14 protein-coding genes are annotated in these 16,563 nt (G+C 72.0%); 5 read left to right on the top strand and 9 right to left on the bottom strand.

Translation table 11 applies throughout. The annotated features are described in order from the left end of the window. Nucleotides 1-5: 5 nt before the first annotated feature. From ABT367_RS01805 to ABT367_RS01795, 3 genes are all read right to left on the bottom strand, one after another. Complete coding sequence (locus ABT367_RS01805) at nt 6-1,934, bottom strand: ABC transporter permease (RefSeq protein ID WP_352248488.1); 1,929 nt, start codon at nt 1,932-1,934, stop codon at nt 6-8. 111 nt (nt 1,935-2,045) lie between these two features. Further along, on the bottom strand, nt 2,046-2,825 hold the full coding sequence (gene modA, locus ABT367_RS01800) for a molybdate ABC transporter substrate-binding protein (protein ID WP_352248486.1): 780 nt from the start codon (nt 2,823-2,825) through the stop codon (nt 2,046-2,048). A gap of 94 nt (nt 2,826-2,919) precedes the next feature. Then, nucleotides 2,920-3,315: a TOBE domain-containing protein gene (locus tag ABT367_RS01795; protein WP_352248484.1), complete on the bottom strand. Its 396-nt coding sequence runs from the start codon at nt 3,313-3,315 to the stop codon at nt 2,920-2,922. Nucleotides 3,316-3,547: 232 nt separating this feature from the next. On the opposite strand from ABT367_RS01795, the gene ABT367_RS01790 reads away from it, so the two are divergent. Both ABT367_RS01790 and ABT367_RS01785 read left to right on the top strand, forming a co-directional pair. Beyond that, on the top strand, nt 3,548-3,892 hold the full coding sequence (locus ABT367_RS01790) for a YciI family protein (protein ID WP_352248482.1): 345 nt from the start codon (nt 3,548-3,550) through the stop codon (nt 3,890-3,892). Between the two features lies 1 nt (nt 3,893). Further along, complete coding sequence (locus tag ABT367_RS01785) at nt 3,894-5,162, top strand: RNA polymerase sigma factor (RefSeq protein WP_352248480.1); 1,269 nt, start codon at nt 3,894-3,896, stop codon at nt 5,160-5,162. 39 nt (nt 5,163-5,201) lie between these two features. On the opposite strand, the gene ABT367_RS01780 is transcribed toward ABT367_RS01785, so the two are convergent. Continuing rightward, the gene (locus ABT367_RS01780) at nt 5,202-5,711 is read right to left on the bottom strand and encodes a DUF6328 family protein (RefSeq protein WP_352248478.1); all 510 of its coding nucleotides are present in this window, start codon (nt 5,709-5,711) and stop codon (nt 5,202-5,204) included. Nucleotides 5,712-5,870: 159 nt separating this feature from the next. Then, on the bottom strand, nt 5,871-6,758 hold the full coding sequence (locus ABT367_RS01775; protein ID WP_352248476.1) for a hypothetical protein: 888 nt from the start codon (nt 6,756-6,758) through the stop codon (nt 5,871-5,873). Nucleotides 6,759-6,971: 213 nt separating this feature from the next. Between ABT367_RS01775 and ABT367_RS01770 the strand changes: the two genes are divergently transcribed. Further along, nucleotides 6,972-7,871, top strand: coding sequence for a hypothetical protein (locus ABT367_RS01770; RefSeq protein WP_352248474.1), 900 nt, complete (start codon nt 6,972-6,974; stop codon nt 7,869-7,871). Here ABT367_RS01770 and ABT367_RS01765 read toward each other — a convergent pair. From ABT367_RS01765 to ABT367_RS01750, 4 genes are all read right to left on the bottom strand, one after another. Then, nucleotides 7,838-9,160 carry a M1 family metallopeptidase gene (locus ABT367_RS01765; protein ID WP_352248472.1) on the bottom strand — a complete coding sequence of 441 codons (1,323 nt, stop codon included), beginning with the start codon at nt 9,158-9,160 and terminating at the stop codon, nt 7,838-7,840. The two genes, ABT367_RS01770 and ABT367_RS01765, sit on opposite strands and share 34 nt — an antisense overlap. A gap of 68 nt (nt 9,161-9,228) precedes the next feature. Beyond that, nucleotides 9,229-13,116: a Pls/PosA family non-ribosomal peptide synthetase gene (locus ABT367_RS01760; protein WP_352248470.1), complete on the bottom strand. Its 3,888-nt coding sequence runs from the start codon at nt 13,114-13,116 to the stop codon at nt 9,229-9,231. A gap of 789 nt (nt 13,117-13,905) precedes the next feature. Then, entirely contained in the window at nt 13,906-14,268 is a 363-nt protein-coding gene (gene crcB / locus ABT367_RS01755) for a fluoride efflux transporter CrcB (protein ID WP_352248468.1), read from the bottom strand. Then, complete coding sequence (locus tag ABT367_RS01750; protein ID WP_352248466.1) at nt 14,265-14,705, bottom strand: FluC/FEX family fluoride channel; 441 nt, start codon at nt 14,703-14,705, stop codon at nt 14,265-14,267. The genes crcB and ABT367_RS01750 overlap by 4 nt, the downstream gene beginning before the upstream one ends. A gap of 254 nt (nt 14,706-14,959) precedes the next feature. Between ABT367_RS01750 and ABT367_RS01745 the strand changes: the two genes are divergently transcribed. Beyond that, entirely contained in the window at nt 14,960-15,331 is a 372-nt protein-coding gene (locus tag ABT367_RS01745) for an STAS domain-containing protein (RefSeq protein WP_352248465.1), read from the top strand. Between the two features lie 76 nt (nt 15,332-15,407). Further along, a partial coding sequence (locus ABT367_RS01740; protein ID WP_352248463.1) for a low temperature requirement protein A occupies nt 15,408-16,563 on the top strand: 1,156 nt, incomplete at its 3' end.

Genomic DNA, 16,563 nt, shown 5'->3' with positions numbered 1-16,563 from the left:
AGGCGCTAGATGACCAGGGTGACCTCCGTCGCCTTCACGCTCGTGTAGACCGGCACCCCGTCCGCCAGGTGCAGTTCGGCCGCCGCCTGGGGCGTGATCTCGGCGACCAGGTCCGGTGCGTCCTCCGCTCCGACCAGGACGCGCATCCGGCTGCCGACGATGGTGATCTCGCGCACGGTGCCCCGCCAGACGTTGCGCGGGCTGCCCTCGGGGCGCTCACGGTGCAGTGACACGGCCTCGGGGGCGATGATCGCGAGGGCCTGGGTCCCGGCCTCGGCCGGGTCCGCCAGGACGAGGCGGCCGCCCTCGGCCAGGGTGAGGCTGCCGTCCTCGGCGACGGTCCCGGCGAGCGCGTTGCGGCCCAGCATCCGCGCCACCCACGGCGAGCGGGGATGCCGGGACACCTCTGCGGGCGGCGCGTCCTGGAGGGTGCGGCCCTCTTCGAGTACGAGGACGCGGTCGGCCAGCGAGACGGCCTCGACCGGGTCGTGCGTGACGATCAGACACACGCCGCCGAAGCCGGACAGATGTGTGCGCAGCGTGTGCCGGACATGCGCCCGGGTCGTCTGGTCGAGGGCTGCGAGGGGTTCGTCGAGCAGCAGCAGACGCGGGCTCGGCGCCAACGCCCTGGCCAGCGCCACCCGTTGGGCCTGCCCGCCGGAGAGCTGGCCCGGCTTGCGGTGGGCGAGGTGGCCCACGCCGAGCCGGTCGAGCCACTGCTGGGCACTGCGCCGCGCCTCACCGCGCCGTACGCCCTGGGCCCTGAGCCCGTACGCCGTGTTGGCGAGGGCGCTGAGGTGCGGGAAGAGCGCACCGTCCTGCGGCACCCAGGCGACGCCCCGCTGGTGCGGGGGCAGCTTCGTGACGTCGAGGTCGCCGAGACGCAGCTCGGCGCGGGCTCGCGGGGTGAGGCCCAGCAGGGCCCGCAGGAGCGTGGTCTTGCCGGCGCCGTTGGGTCCGACGACGGCGATGGTGGTGCCGGGCTCGGCGTCGAGGGTGAGCCGGGTGAAGCCGGTGACATCGGCGTGCAGCGGCCACTTGGCGACGGGAACGGGCGGCGGTTCGAGGGGCGTGGGCTCACCGGCCGTGTCGGCCGGTGCCGCCTGGTTCCTGTTCCTCGGCCGGCCCGTCGGTGTGCCGGTGAAGCGTCCCCTCAGCGATACGAGGACGGCCATGGCGACCGCGAGGAGGAGCAGCGATACGGAAGTGGCCGCCTCGGGTTCGTCCTGGAGCAGCAGATACACCTGAAGGGGCAGGGTCTGGGTGGTGCCGGGCAGATTGCCTGCGAAGGTGATGGTGGCGCCGAACTCGCCCAGTGCCCGCGCCCAGGTGAGGGCGGCGCCGGCGACGAGACCGGGCGCGACCATCGGCATCGTGACCGTCCAGAACACCTTCAGCGGTGAGGCGCCCAGCGACGCCGCCGTCTCCTCGTACGAAGGACGCAGCCCGGCGAGCGCGCCCTCCAGACTGATGACCAGGAACGGCATGGAGACGAAGGTGGCCGCGACGACGGCGCCCGAGGTGTGGAACGGCAGGGTGATGCCGAACCAGTCCTCGAGCCACGGCCCGAGCAGCCCGCGCCGCCCGAACCCGAGCAGCAGCGCGACGCCGCCCACGGTCGGCGGCAGCACCATGGGCAGCAGCACGAGCGAGCGGACGAGCGCCTTGCCGCGGAAGTCGACGCGGGCGAGCAGCCAGGCCAGCGGGACGCCGAGGACGAGCGAGAGCGCGAGCGACCACAGGGAGACGACCAGCGAGAGCCGCAGGGCTTCGGTGACTCCCGGGCTGCTCAGGTGCGTACCGAGTTCGCCCCATGAGGTGCGCACGAGAATGCCGATCAGCGGGAGCAGCAGGAACGCGATCGCGAGCAGGGCGGGCACGGCGAGCGCGACGGGGGTGCGGCGGCCGGGGGTGGCGGGGCGCTGGCGGCTCATGGTGTCGTCCGGGGTGAGGTTCTGATCGGTCTACGGCTGGTCGGTTTACGGCTGGTCGGTTTACGGCTGGTCGGTCTACGACTGGTCGGTCTACGACTGGTCGGTCTACGGCTACGGCTTCTGGAATCCGGCGTCCGCGAGGATCTTCTGCGCCTCGGCGCCGCTGAGCCACTTCACGAACGCGGCGGCGGCGTCGCTGTGTTCGGAGACCTTGAGGGTGGCGGCCGGATAGGCGGCGATGGCGTTCTGCGCGTCCGGGATGTCGATGCCCTCGGCCTTGCCGTCGGCGGCCGCGATGTCGGTCCTGTAGACGAGGCCGGCGTCGGCTTCGCCGAGTTCGACCTTGCTGAGCACCGCGCGCACATTGGGCTCCTGCGAGACCGGCTTGACGTCGACGCCCTGCTGGTCGAGCACCTGCCGGCTGTAGCGGCCGACGGGGACCTCGGGAGCGGCGAGGACCACCTTGAGGTCGCCCTTCGCGAGGTCCTTCAGGTCCTTGATGTTCTTCGGGTTTCCCTTGCCGGCGGCGATGACCAGCCGGTTCTTGGCGATGACGGTCGGGGTGCCGGTGTCGGCCTCCAGGCCGTCCATCGTCTTCTGGTCCGCGGTGACCAGGGCATCGGCGGGCGCGCCCTGCTTCACCTGGGCGGCGAGATCCTGGGACCCGGCGAAGGAGAACTTGACCGTGGTGCCCGGATGCGCCTTCTCGTACGCGGCTCCGGCGGTCTTGAACACATCGGTGAGCGAGGCCGCGGCGAGCACGGTCAGCTCGGTCTTCTGTCCCTCACCGCCGGTGTTCTCCGTCCCGCCGCCGCATGCGGCGAGCGGGATCAGCAGCGCCGCGGTGAGCGCGCAGGCGGCTGCGCGGCGCGGGGTGAGGGCGATCGTCATCTGGTGGCACTCCTTGTACGGCACCGGGCGTGCGGTGCGGGCGGTGGTGATGGGTGCGCCGGGGACGGACGGCGTGCGCGGCGGAGCCGACGGCTCAGGTGCGGTCGATGTGCACGTTGGTCGACTTCACACGGGCGGTGGCCTGCATGCCGACCTCCAGGCCGAGCTCTTCGACGGCCTCCCGGGTCAGCAGGGAGACGAGGCGGTGGGGCCCGGCCTGGATCTCGACCTGGGCGGCGACATCGCCGAGCTTCACGGCGGTGACGATCCCGGGGAAGGCGTTGCGGGCCGAGGTGTACGGAGCCTCCTCGTCGCCGTGGGCTCCCTGGCCGACCTCGACCGAGAAGGCGGCAAGTGCGCGGCCCTCGATGAGCCGGCGCCCGCCTTCGTCGCGATGGGTCTCGACGCGTCCGGCGTCGGCCCAGCGGCGGACGGTGTCGGCGCTGACGCCGAGGAGACGGGCCGCCTGCCCGATCGTGTAGGACTGCATGTGCGTCAAAGTAGGCCCGCCGTGGCCGCATCTGCAAGCCTCGAGGCGGATGACGAGCCGCAGATGCGAGGTTCCTCCAGGGGCACCCGGCGACATTGTGGACGATCGCCCAAGAGCCGGGAACGAAATCGTTCCGGCCCGGTGTCGAATTCCGGTGGCCGCGTTCGTGTAGAGGGGGAAGAGGGAGAGGAGGCCGGCGCCGGGCCGGCCCGCCCTCGGCAAGGAGCCCACCATGCCGCAGTACCTGCTCAGCATCTACCAGCCCGCGGAGGGCACCCCGTCACCGGAGGAACTGGAGCCCGTCGTCCGCGCTCTTGAAGCGCTGAACGCCGAGATGAAGTCCGCCGGCGCATGGGTCTTCGCCGACGGCCTGCACGAGCCGGGCGCCGCCACCGTCGTACGGGCCTCCGGCAGCGGCGCCGCCCTGCTGACCGACGGTCCGTTCGCCGAGGCCAAGGAGGTGCTCGGCGGCATCACCATCGTGCGTGCGCCCGATCTGGACGCCGCCCTGGGCTGGGGCGAGAAGCTGGCCCGCGCCACCACGCTGCCGGTCGAAGTACGGCCGTTCCAGAGCTGATATGCCGCCGACCGCCTCGGAGATCGACCGCGTGTTCCGGCAGGAGTACGGACGCGCAGTCGCCTCCCTGACTCGCTTCTTCGGCGACCTCGACATCGCCGAGGAAGCCGTCCAGGACGCGTTCACGACCGCTGTGCAGAAGTGGCCGGAGACCGGTCTGCCGCCCAGCCCCGCCGGATGGATCATCACCACCGCGCGCAACCGCGCCGTCGACCGCCTGCGCAGGGAGGCCTCACGTACCGGTCGCCACGTCCAGGCGGCGCTGCTGCACACGGGCGGTGAACCCGCCGAGGAGGGTGCCGTGCCCGACGACCGGCTCCGGCTGATCTTCACCTGCTGCCACCCGGCCCTGTCGACCGACGCCCAGGTGGCCCTCACGCTGCGCCTCCTGGGCGGACTCGAAACGGCCGAGATCGCCCGTGCCTTCCTGGTGCCGGAAACGACCATGGCCCAGCGCCTGGTGCGGGCCAAGCGGAAGATCCGCGCCGCCCGCATCCCGTACCGCGTCCCGGACGAGGCGGACCTCCCGGACCGGCTGCGGGCGGTCCTGGCCGTGCTCTACCTGATCTTCAACGAGGGGTACGCGGCCGGCTCCGGCGACCGGCTCGTCCGCGACGACCTGTGCCTCGAAGCCATGCGTCTTGCCCGGCTCCTTGCCGCACTGATGCCGGACGAGCCCGAAGTCCACGGCCTGCTCGCGCTCATGCTGCTGATCGCGTCACGTCGAGCGGCCCGCACCGACGCCGACGGCGATCTCGTGCTCCTGCCCGACCAGGACCGCGGCCGCTGGGATCGCGCGCTCGTCGCCGAGGGTCAGGCACTGGTCCGCCGCTGCCTGCGCCGCAACCGGCCGGGCCCGTACCAGATCCAGGCGGCCATCCAGGCCGTCCACAGCGATGCCCCCACGGCCGACCGCACCGACTGGCACCAGATCCTGCGCCTTTACGACCAGCTGCTGGCCCTGGCCCCCGCACCGGTCGCGGCACTCAACCGGGCGGTGGCGGTGGCCGAAGTGGCGGGGCCCGCGGCGGGCTTGAAGGCCGTGGACCGGCTGGCGCCGCAGCTCGTCGGCTACCGGCATTTCCACGCCGTACGCGGGGATCTGCTGCAACGGCTGCAGCGGCGGGAGGAGGCTGCCGCCGCCTATACGGCGGCGCTGCGGATGGCGGAGAACCGTGCCGAGCAGAAGTTCCTGCGCGCGGCCCTGGGACGTCTCAACGGTGATGCCGGTGCGGGCCTCGACGGCGACCAGGCGCCGCTCGCGCCCTGACGCGGTCACGGATCGTCGCGGGGGGCGACGCCCCGGCCCTCAGTCCTTCGACGACGTGTGGCGGCGCCGGGCCCAGAACGGAAGGGCGAACCAGCACAGGAGGTACCAGCCGACGACGCCGGTCACGAGCCACGGCACGATGCCGTCGTGCAGCGCCACGCGCAGGATCAGCAGAAGGGCGGCGGCAAGCGTGCCGAGCAGCAGGATCAGGCCGGTGAAGACGAGCCGGGACGCCCAGGTGACGGTCTGCGGCTTGATGCGGCGGCCGGAGACGATCCGGTGGAAGGAGACCGGGCCGATCAGGGCGCCGGTGGCGAGCGAGCCGAGGAGCACGGTGGCGATGTAGATCGCCCGGTCGGTGTCCCCCAGGTCGGCGAAGCGCGGCGTGAACGCGACGGTCAACAGGAAGCCGAACAGGATCTGGACACCGGTCTGCGCGACGCGCACCTCTTGGAGCAGTTCGGCCCACTGGCGGTCGGCCCGTTCCTCAGGGGTCTCGTTCCGGCCGTTCCGCAGGCCGGTCCCCGCACCGTTCTCCTGTGTCGTCACGCCGTGCACTCCCTCCGCCCGGGCCGATGACCCTCACGGGTACCCGCTGAGGCGCAGGTCAGACTTCTCCGGGCCGCTTGCTCGGGCCACGGCACCGTCCAGCCTCGCAGCGGAGGTGGCGACCGGCAAGGCGAGGATCATGTCACCGGACCTTCGCGGTCACCGCGCGGACCGGTGAGCCCTCAGGTCCATGGGAGCGCCGCTGAACGCGTCCAACAGGACCCGCTCCCCCAGCGGCTGCTTCAGCTTCACCGTGACCTCCGCGGTCAGCAGCTGGGCCGTACAGGGTCCGTCGTCCGTGCCGCGCACCGATGCGGTGAGCACCACGTTGCCGCCGGTCTCCAGTGCCCGCACCGCGGGACCGTCGTCGCAGGCGCCGTGCCCGGCGAAGACGGTCAGGGAACGTCCGTCCCTGGCCACGGACTTGAGGCCTTGGAGCGGCATCAGGTCGTCGGACTGGTGGGGCACCGGGCCGATGGGGGCCTCGGCGATGGCATCGGGCGACACGGCCGCACGGATCAGCGGCTGGTCGTACCCCTTGATCGTGAAGTACCAGACGGGGATGTGGGCCGGACCTCGGCTGGTCCTGACCTGCTGCTGGTCGAGCTTGGCCCCTGTGATCGTCAGGCGGGGCTCCTTGCCGGACTGCTCCGTGCGGCCGAAGAGCTCGAAGGTGGCCTGCGCCGACTGCACCTCGACCGCGAGCGGCTCACCACCGCGCTCCCAGCTGATCTGCCCGCGGCTCGACTGGTCGGGCAGCTCCTCCGCCAGCGTGAACCGCCCTTCGCCATAGGCCGTCTTGTCCTCTCCGGAGTGCCAGGCGTCCGGCGGGAGCCAGGCCAACTCCTCGAGTGGGAAGAAGCCTTCGTGCCATTGCCGCGCGGCATCGGATCCCCGCCAGGCGTCGGCGACCTGCTGCGCCCGGCTCGTCGGATCACCGCCTCCGCTCGGCGCGGTGCCCACGGAGTTCTCTTCGCCGCAGCCTCCGAGGGCCAGCGCCCCGGTCAGCAACAGCGCAAGCGTGCCCAGCAGTTGTCGCGTACGCATGACTCCGCACCCCTCGCAAGGACCCGGTCACGGCCTCGCGCCGTGTCGTCGCTAGGACGTGCGGACGGGGCGGAACGTTCGCCGTGGGTCGTGAGAACGGGCACCCGAGTCGCGACAACCGGCCACATGTGACGATCAGTCGGACGTACAGTGCCGTGAGCAGGGGTGCCGGGGCGTGGGGGCGCGGGGCGCGCGCGGTTCGAAGGCGGGGGCATGGACAGCAGCGAGTACGACGAGTACGAGGCCATTGTCAGAGTCCGTAAGGGCGCGCGGTTCGTACGGTCGAGCAGGACGGCGGGCGCGCATCGCGGCATGACACGTGACCCCGACACCCATCAGGTGGGGCAGGCCGAGCTCTTCCTCAAGGAGGACGAGCCGCATCCGGTGGGGGCCGAACCGCAGGATCGGCTCGACTCCGACCGGCGGGAGTCACAGGCCCGGGCCCAGGAGCGTCGGGAGTTCCAGGAGCTTGTCGCCGAGATCCTCGTCCCGGTCGTCGTCGAATTGACGAAGAAGGCCGCGCCGCACGTCAGGAAGTGGTGGTCCGAACAAGCGCTTCCGGCCGTGCGTGCGAAGTGGAGCGAGCAGACGCTCCCGTCCGTGCGGGCCAAGTGGTCCAGCGTGTCGCGAAGCCGCGGGAGTGACCGCCGGGCCGAGGCCGCACGGGACTTGCAGGGCCCGCAGGACGTGCAGGACGTGCAGGCCGTCGTCGCTCTGGCAGGCGAGCAGCGCACGACCATGAGCGGTACGGAGGCCCAGGACCGGATCGTCGCGGCGGTGTTGGCCAGGGCCTTCAGCGATGAGCAGCTACGGCTGCTCCGCAACGCCCGGGTCGTGGACGAGGAGCAGGACGGTCCGGTGGAGGTGGAGTCGACCGCCGGTCTGACGCCTCAGCGCCTCGGGGAGTGCGTCGCGTCGATGCTCGAGGCGAACCCCTCCCTGCTCGACGGCGACGCCCTGGCCGAACTCGGGAAGCTCGTCGCGAACCTGCGAGCCGACGGCGACCGCGTTCCGCGGACGGTTGAGGGCGGGGCCTCAGGACCGAGAGGACTCGCACCCGACGGGCGCCGAATCCCCGGTCACGAGGGCAGCTGCGGCAGCCGTCCCTCGTAGAGCCATGCCTGGAAGAGTTCGTCCAGGGGGCGGTCCGCGTGGCGTTCCACGTGGGCCGCGAACATCTGCGTGGTCACCACGCCGCCGCGGTGGAGCGTGGCCCAGGCGCGCAGCATCTTGAAGAAGGCCACGTCGCCGAGCGCGCAGCGCACCGCGTGCACCGCGAGACCGCCGCGTTCGTAGAGCCGGTCGTCGAACATCAACTTGCGGCCGGGGTCGGCGAGTTTCAGGTCCTGGGGGCGGCCGGCGAGCGAACGGTGGGCGACGGCGGCCAGTTCATGGGCCATGCGTCCGCCCGAACGCTCCGACCAGAGCCACTCCGCGTACTTCGCGAGTCCTTCGTTGAGCCAGATATGCCGCCAGTCGGCGATGGTGACGCTGTTGCCGAACCACTGATGGGCGAGCTCATGGGCGACCAGGCGCTCCGAACCCCGGGCGCCGTCCACGTGGTTGGTGCCGAAGAGCGACAGGCCCTGCGCCTCGACCGGTACGTCGAGTTCCTCGTCGGCCACCACGACGGCGTACTCGCCGAAGGGGTACGGCCCGAAGAGGTCCTGGAAGAGGGTCATCATCTGCGGCTGGCGTGCGAAGTCCCGGGAGAAGTCCGTGAGCAGATGGGCGGGGAAGTGGCCCGTCTGCGGGATGCCGCCGAGGCCCGGGTCGCCGAGCAGCGCGGTCTGGTACTTGCCGATGGACAGACCGACCAGATAACTCGGTGTGGGCGCCGCCTGCTCGTACAGCCAGGTCGTGGTGGAGGACTTGGTGGTACGGGTGAGCAGCTTGCCGCCGACGACCACCTGGTACGCGGACGGCGTGGTGACGGAGATCTGGTACGCGGCCTTGTCGGCGGGCCGGTCGTTGCACGGATACCAGGAAGGGGCGCCGACCGGCTGGCTGGCGACGAGTGCGCCGTCGGTCAGCTCCTCCCAGCCGAGGCTCCCCCAGGGGCTGTTCACGGGCTTGGGGTTGCCCGAGTAGTGCACCTCGACGGTGAAGGCCTTGCCCGCGGGCAGCGCCTTCGCGGGTCTGACCCGCAGGCGGCCGCCGCGGTGCGTGTAGTGGGCGGCGCGGCCGTCGACGCGGATCCGCCCGATCCGGAAGTCGGCGAGGTTGAGCTGGAACTCGCCGAGCGGGGCGCGGCCCGCGATGGCGCTGATCCGGGCCGTGCCGGCCAGGCGGTTGGGTCCGGGGCGGTAGTCGAGGTCCAGTTCGTAGCGGTGCACCCGGTAGCGGAGGTCGCCGTTGTCCGGGAAGTAGGGGTCCGCTGCCGCCTTCTGGTGCCCGCTCACGCCTGGTCCGCTCCCTGCCCTGTTGCTCGTACGGCGTGCCGCCTCGGCGGACCCCTGGGAGAACAGCGTCAGGGGCGCCAGGCCTCGATCGGGTTGCCGAGCCAGCGGGTGTCCGCCGGCAGCGACTCACCGGCCATCACCAGCGAAGCGGGACCCAGAGTGCTCCGGGCACCGACTTCGCTGCCGGGCAGCACGATTCCGCCCGGGCCCAGGGTGGCGCCCTCGCGGAGGACCACAGTATCCGTCCTCAAGATCCGATCGTGGAAGAGGTGCGTCTGCAGGACACAGCCCCGGTTCACGCTGGTCGCGGACTCGAGGGTGACCAGGTCCGTCTCGGGCAGCCAGTAACTCTCGCACCACACGCCCCGCCCGATATGCGCGCCGAGGCCCCGCAGCCACAGGTTCAGGACGGGCGTTCCGGGGACCGCTCCGGCGAGCCACGGCACCGCGAGCATCTCGACGAAGGTGTCGGCGAGCTCGTTGCGCCAGACGAATCCGCACCACAGCGGGTGCTCGCCCGTGCGGTGGCGTCCGACGAGCGCCCACTTGGCGACGACCGAGAACAGGCAGGCGAGCGCTCCCGCGGCGAGCAGCACGGCACCGCTCAGCAGGGCGGCGAGCCACAGGCCGTACGAGGCGAGGAAGGCGAGCAGACCGGCGGTGAGGACGAGCAGTGCGGCCGAGCAGAACACGGGGACGATCCGGCACAGTTCGACCAGCGCACGGGCCAGGCGCAGCCCGAGCGGCGGCGCGTAGGTGCGGCTGTCGTCCGAGTCGGCGGCCGAACGCGGCAGTTTCACCGGCGGCAGGCCCAGGTACGAGCTGCCCTTCTTCGCCTTCTTCGGGGTCGCCGAGAGGACGCCGACGAGTCCGTCGTCGGGCACGCTGCGCCCCGGTGCGGTCATCCCCGAGTTGCCGAGGAAGGCCCGCCGTCCGATCTCGGCGCGCCCGATCCGCACCCAGCCGCCGCCGAGTTCGTACGGGGCGGTCAGGGTGTCGTCGGCGAGGAACGCGCCCTCGCCGACCGTGGTGAGGCTGGGCAGCGCGAGGACGGTGGAGACCTCCGCGCCCCGGCCGATCCGCATGCCGAGCAGCCGCATCCACACGGGCGTCACGAGACCCGCGTACAGCGGGAAGAGGGTCTGCCGGGAGAGGTCCATGAGCTGTGTGACGGTCCACGCCTGCCAGCCGATGCGGCTGTGCGTGGGGTGGGTGCCGGTACGCAGACCGAGACTGAGGCCCCGTACGCCGACGAGGATCACGGCGGCATACGTGAGACCGAACGCGAGCGTCGCGGGGACGAGCGCGAGGGCGGCGCCCCGTGCGGCTGCGGCCGGTGCGGCGTCGGCGGGCACGAACGCCTGGGCGACGAGCAGCGCGGGAACGGCGGCGGCGACCGGAAGCAGGCTGAGCGCGATCCCGGTCAGGCCGTACATCGCGCGCCAGTGCACGGCCCGCGGCGGCCGGTTCTTCGGCCAGTCCCGCTTGGCCTTGCCGAGCTTCTCGGCGGGCGAACCGGCCCAGCGCTGACCGGTGGGCACCTGTCCGCGCACGGCCGAACCGGGGGCGACTTCGGCGCGCTTGCCGATGCGGGCGCCCGGGAACAGGATGCTGCGCGTGCCGACGACCGCGCCGGCGCCGACCCTCACGGTGCCGATGTGCAGCCGGTCGCCGTCCAGCCAGTGCCCGGACAGGTCGACCTCGGTCTCCACGGCGCAGCCGCGACCGAGCTTGAGCAGTCCGGTGACGGGCGGCAGCGAGTGCAGATCGACATCGGAGCCGACCTTGGCGCCGAGCGCGCGTGCGTACCGCTCGAGCCAGGAACCGGTCAGGGAGGTCGCGCCGCTGTACTCGGCCAGGCGTTCGGCGGTCCACAGCCGCAGATGGACGCTGCCGCCGCGGGGGTACGTGCCGGGCCCGACGCCCCTGAGCAGGAGCCGGGCTCCGCCGGCCGAGATCAGAAGGCGGCCGGGAGGGGTGAAGAGAACGAGGGAGCCGGCGCCGATCAGCCACCAGGATGCGGAAGGCGCCCACGGGTAGGCGCCGAACCAGTGCAGCGCGTTGCCGAGCGCGGCGAGCGCGACCGTCCAGCGCAGTCCCGTCAGGGTGAACAGCGGCAGGATCAGCAGCAGTTGGGCCACTTGGGCGCGGATCGGCACGGGCTTGATCTCGCGTGCCTTGCCGTCGTCCTGGACGGACTTCTCCAGGCGCCGGGCCAGTTTGCGCAGGACGGGCCGCTCATAGATGTCGAGCACGGCGGCGCTCGGGTAGCGCTCGCGCAGCCGGGTGGTGAGCTGCGCGGCGGCGAGGCTGTTGCCGCCGATCGCGAAGAAGTCGTCGGATGCGCTCGTGACGGGGATGCCGAGGGTCTCGCTCCACTGCTCGGCGAGCCAGGCCTCCGTGCCGTACAACTGCTCGCCCCGACCGGCCGTTTCCAGCTCGGGCAGCGGCCACGGCAGGGCGTTGCGGTCGACCTTGCCGGAGGTGCGGGTGGGCAGGTCGGCGACCGGGGCGAGCAACGGGACGAGCGCGGCGGGCAGTTCGGCCCGCAGCTTCTCGACGGCGGCCGCGTGGTCGAACTCGTCCTGGGTGACGATGTAGCCGACGAGCAACTGGTTGCCGCTGCGGGCACTGCGCACGGCGGCGGCCGCGCCCGCGACGCCGGGCAGGGCCTGCAGGGCGGTGTCGACCTCGCCGAGTTCGATACGGCGGCCGCCGAGCTTGATCTGCTCGTCGCCGCGGCCGAGGAAGATCAGCCCCTCGGGCTCTGCCTTCACCAGGTCACCGCTGCGGTACGCACGCTGCCAGCCCATCGATTCGAGCGGGGCGTATTTCTCGGCGTCCTTCTCGGGGTCCAGGTAGCGGGCGAGGCCCGCGCCGCCGATGACGAGCTGACCGCTCTCCCCCATCGGTACGGGTCGGCCCTCGTCGTCGACGACGACGAGTTCCCAGCCGTTCAGCGGAAGCCCGATACGGATGGGCTCCTCACCGGTCATCAGGTCGGCGCAGGCGACGACGGTCGCCTCGGTGGGGCCGTAGGTGTTCCAGACCTCGCGGCCCTCGGTGACCAGGCGCTGGACGAGTTCGGGCGGGCAGGCCTCGCCGCCGAAGATCAGCAGGCGGACGTCGTCGAGGGTGTCGGGCTCCCACAGGGCGGCGAGTGTGGGCACCGTGGAGACGACGCTGATCTCCTGCTCGACCAGCCACGGGCCGAGGTCGGCGCCGCTGCGGACCTGGGAGCGGGGCACGGGGACGAGGCAGGCGCCGTAGCGCCAGGCGAGCCACATCTCCTCGCAGGAGGCGTCGAACGCGACGGAGAGGCCGGCCATGACGCGGTCGCCGGGGCCGATCGGGTCGTCGGTGAGGAACAGGGCGGCCTCGGCGTCCACGAAGGCGGCGGCGCTGCGGTTGCTGACGGCGACGCCCTTGGGCTTGCCGGTGGAGCCGGAGGTGAAGATGATCCACGCGTCGTCGTCGAGGCCTGGGCGGGCGGCCGGGACGTCGGCGGGCTTGTCGACGGCGAAGGCGTGGCCGGCGCCGATGACGGTCCGTACGCCGGCCTCGCCGAACACCAACTCGGCGCGCTCGTCCGGGTCTTCGGCGTCGACGGGTACGTAGGCTGCGCCCGCGGCGATGACGGCGAGGATGGCGGTGTACAGCTCGTTGGTGCCGCTCGGTACGCGGACGCCGACGCGGTCGCCCCGGCCCACGCCCGCCTCGTCGAGGCGGCGGCGTAGGTCCTCCACCTCGGCGGCCAGGGCGCGGTACGTCAGGCGGCGGGTGCCGTCGTCCAGTGCGAGTTCGTCGGGGTGGCTGCGGACGGTGGCGTCGAGGATGTCGACGAGGGTGCGGGGTGGTGCGGCGGGGCCGGCGGTGAAGTGGGCCGGGTCGTCGAACGGTTGGCTCAGCTCCGCTTCGAGCAGGGTGAGCTCGGCGTTCGTACCGGTGGCTTCCATCGGGTCCCATCGTCGAGGCCTCGGCTTCGCAGGGAGGTGGTGCCGGCTCGGTCCCTGGTATGCCCGGGGTTGTCCGGGGGTGGTCCGAACAACCGGCTTATCCTAGTCGGCTGCTTGGGGGCGGGCCTGTTGGAGCTGAGGGCTGGGGGCGTGATTGCGGCCACGTCGGGGGTGGGTGTGGGTGTGGGGTTCTCCGGGGGCTGCCGCCCCCGGGCCCCCGCTTTGCCCGGGGCGGCGCTTCGTGGGCGGCTCTCGGCCGGTGGGCTTGCGCCTGCGGATTCGTTGTTGCTGCTTCGTGGGCGGCTTTCTGTCGGTGGGCTTGCGCCTGCGGATTCGTTGTTGCTGCTTCGTGGGCGGCTTTCCGCCGGTTCGCTTGCGCGTGCAGTTTCGTCTGGGGTCGGGGCCGGGGTGGGGCGCTTGCTCATTCGGGCAATGGCACCGCCTCCACGAAGGGCTGCCGTCTCCGACGGGGCGCCCGAATGACAATGCACCCCACCCCGTCCCCTCACGCCGGCACGCGGCTGCGGCAATCAACGCAGCTGCCGCATCAACTAGCGCCTGGGGCAACCATCCAGCCCCTGCGGCGATTGAGCAGATCCGGACGAAGTTCGGATGAGGGGGTCTGGGGCGCAGCCCCAGTTTCGGGAAGGGGCGGGTAGGGGAAAGGCGCCCGCCGCAGGCGCCCACCCGCACCCCCAACCACCCGCACCGCTGACGAGACCGCACGCGCCACCCACCCGCACCCCGCGGAGCAGCGGCGCGGCGATGCCGTGCACGCCGGCGTGGGCGTCAGGTGCAGAGGGTCTGGGCCAGGGCGAGGCCCACGTAGGCGGCGCCCAGGCACGCGAGGACGCTGCCGACGGCGTTGGCCGCCGTGTGCAGGGCGGCGCCGGAGCGGGCGAGCGTCAGCGTCTCGTACGAGAACGTGGAGTACGTGGTGAGCGCGCCGCACAGGCCCGTGCCGAGGAACAGCAGGGCGTGGGAGTTGAGGGCCGCCCCCGTGAGGAATCCGAGCAGGAGCGAGCCCGCGATGTTGACGGTGAAGGTGCCCCAGGGGAACCCGGTCGTATGGCGGGACTGGACCGCGCGGTCGGTGAGGTAACGCAAGGGGGCGCCGATCATGCCGCCGGCGAGGACGAGGAGCCAGTTCACGCGGGGACTCCAAGGGCCTTGCGGGCGGCGGCGGCCGCGAGCGAGACGGCCACGAGTGCGGCGGCGAGTGTGGCGGCCAGGTAGGCGAGCGCAGTGCCGGAGTGGTCGTGGTCGATCAGGCGCTGGATGTCGACCACGTACGTGGAGAAGGTGGTGAATCCGCCGAGGACTCCCGTGCCGAGGAAGGGGCGGAGCAGGGCGGGGGCCGGCCGGCCGGTCTCGGTGACCGCGACCATCAGGACGCCGATCAGGGCACAGCCGATGACGTTGACCCACAACGTCGTCCAGGGGAAGGCCTCGGGACCGGTCGGCCAGAGCAGGGCGGCGGCGTAACGGGCGGTGGCTCCGAGGCCTCCGCCCAGGGCGACGGCCGCCAGGACGGGGGCCGGCCGGGGCTTGGAGCGGGGCCCGCCGTCCGCTTCTCGATCGTGCAGCACTGCGGCACCTTATCCGGGCACTCCGCCAGATCACGGAAACTAACGCACCGTCACCACCGCGTCGCGACCCGCGAATCAGCCCAACCTCCGTTATTCCTTCCTCCGTTGGGGGTACGGACCGCCCTGAGCGGGGATGACACGAGTGGCGCCGCACCGCCGCACCTTCCGCTTGTGACGGCCGACGCCCGTACCGATGCAGCCTGCGGAGGGCGTTCGTCACTCCGCGTCACAGGATGGGGGCCTCGGGAGTGGCCATGGGGACCGCGGACTTCACGTTCGGCCTGGAGCACCGCACAGCCGGCACGACCCTTTTCCTGCTGCTCAGCGGAGAGATCGACATCTGGGCCGACGGGGAACTGGCCCCGCGCGCGGCCCGGTTGATCGGCCCGGTCAGACCCGAGGTCGTGATCGATCTGCACCATGTGACCTTCCTCGACGCGGGCGGGCTGCGACTGCTCCTCGGGATACGGCACCGGGTGGCGGACCGTCAGGGCACGGTGCGTCTGGTCCGCGCCCACGGCCAGCCGCACCGGGTGCTGCGACTGACCGGCCTCGCGCGCGAGTTCGACCTGGTGCACGGGGAGCCGGACGACGGCGGCGGACAGGGCCCGGCCGTGCCCGCCTGAGGGCCGGCGGCGAGTTGTAGGGTGCCCGGGAGGCGGCTCGGCGAGGTGCCGCGCCACGTGCCACCTGGGGGGACCAGTGCCGGCGGGCAAGAGTTCATCGCATCTGATACCGACCGGGGACGACCACAAGGTCACCCCGGCCGAGCTGTTCTTCGATCTTGTCTTCGTCTATGCCATCACCCAGGTCACCGCGATGATGGCGGACCATACGACCGCGGGCCGCATCGCCGGATCGCTGGTGGTGCTCGCGCTGCTGTGGTGGTGCTGGTGCTGCTTCTCTTGGCTCGGCAATGTGGTGCGGGCCGATGCGGGCGCGCTGTTCGCCGTGCTCGTGGCGGTGATGGGCGTGATGCTCGTCGTCTCCTTCGCGCTGCCCGAGGTGTACGCCGATCAACCGGGCGGTGTGGACGCGCCGTTGGTGTTCGTGCTCTGTTACGGCGTCGTACGCCTGCTGCATCTCGTCTCGTACTGGATCTCGGCGCCGAACGACCCGGAACTGCGGTCGACGGTGCGCCGGATCGCGCTGACGTCGGTGGCGCCGCCGTTCGCGCTGCTGCTGGTGGGTGCGGCGTTCGAGGGCCGCACGCAGATCCTCATCTGGGCCGGGGCGATGGTCATCGACTACGCGATGGTGTTCCTGACCCGGGGCTCGGGCTGGCGGGTCGCCTCGCCGGGGCACTTCGCCGAACGGCACGGCCTGATCGTCATCATCGCCCTCGGCGAATCCATCGTGGCCATGGGCGTCGGCATGCGCGACTATGCGCTGACCGTCCCGGTGATCGCCGCGGCGGCGCTCGGAATCCTCGTCGTGGCGGGCATGTGGTGGATGTACTTCCGCAAGGTCGCCGAGCCGGCCGAACACCGCATCGCGCGGGCGGACGGTGCCGAGCGGACCAAGCTCGCGAGCGAGGTGTACACGTATCTCCATCTGCCGCTGATCGCGGGGATCGTGCTCTGCGCCCTGGGGATGAAGGTCGCGCTGCACCAGATCGCCGACACGAAGCACTACGACCTGGCCGAGCCGTTGCACGGCATCGTGGCGTGGGCGCTGCCGGGCGGGGTGGGGCTGTATCTGCTGGCCTCGGCCGCGATCTTGGCCCGGGTGTCGGGCCGGGGGTCGCTGGTGCTGCTGATCGGCGGTGGACTCTGCCTGGTCGGCGGCCCGTTGGTGACCGTGGTGCCCGCGCTGGCCGCGCTCGCCCTGCTGGGGGCCGCGGTCGCGGGGATGGCGG

The organism is Streptomyces mesophilus (assembly GCF_040300965.1).
In the GTDB taxonomy this organism is placed as follows: Bacteria; Actinomycetota; Actinomycetes; order Streptomycetales; family Streptomycetaceae; genus Streptomyces; species Streptomyces mesophilus_A.
The sequence above is the reverse complement of the archived record's forward strand: the minus strand, read 5'-3'. Positions and strand labels throughout refer to the sequence as shown.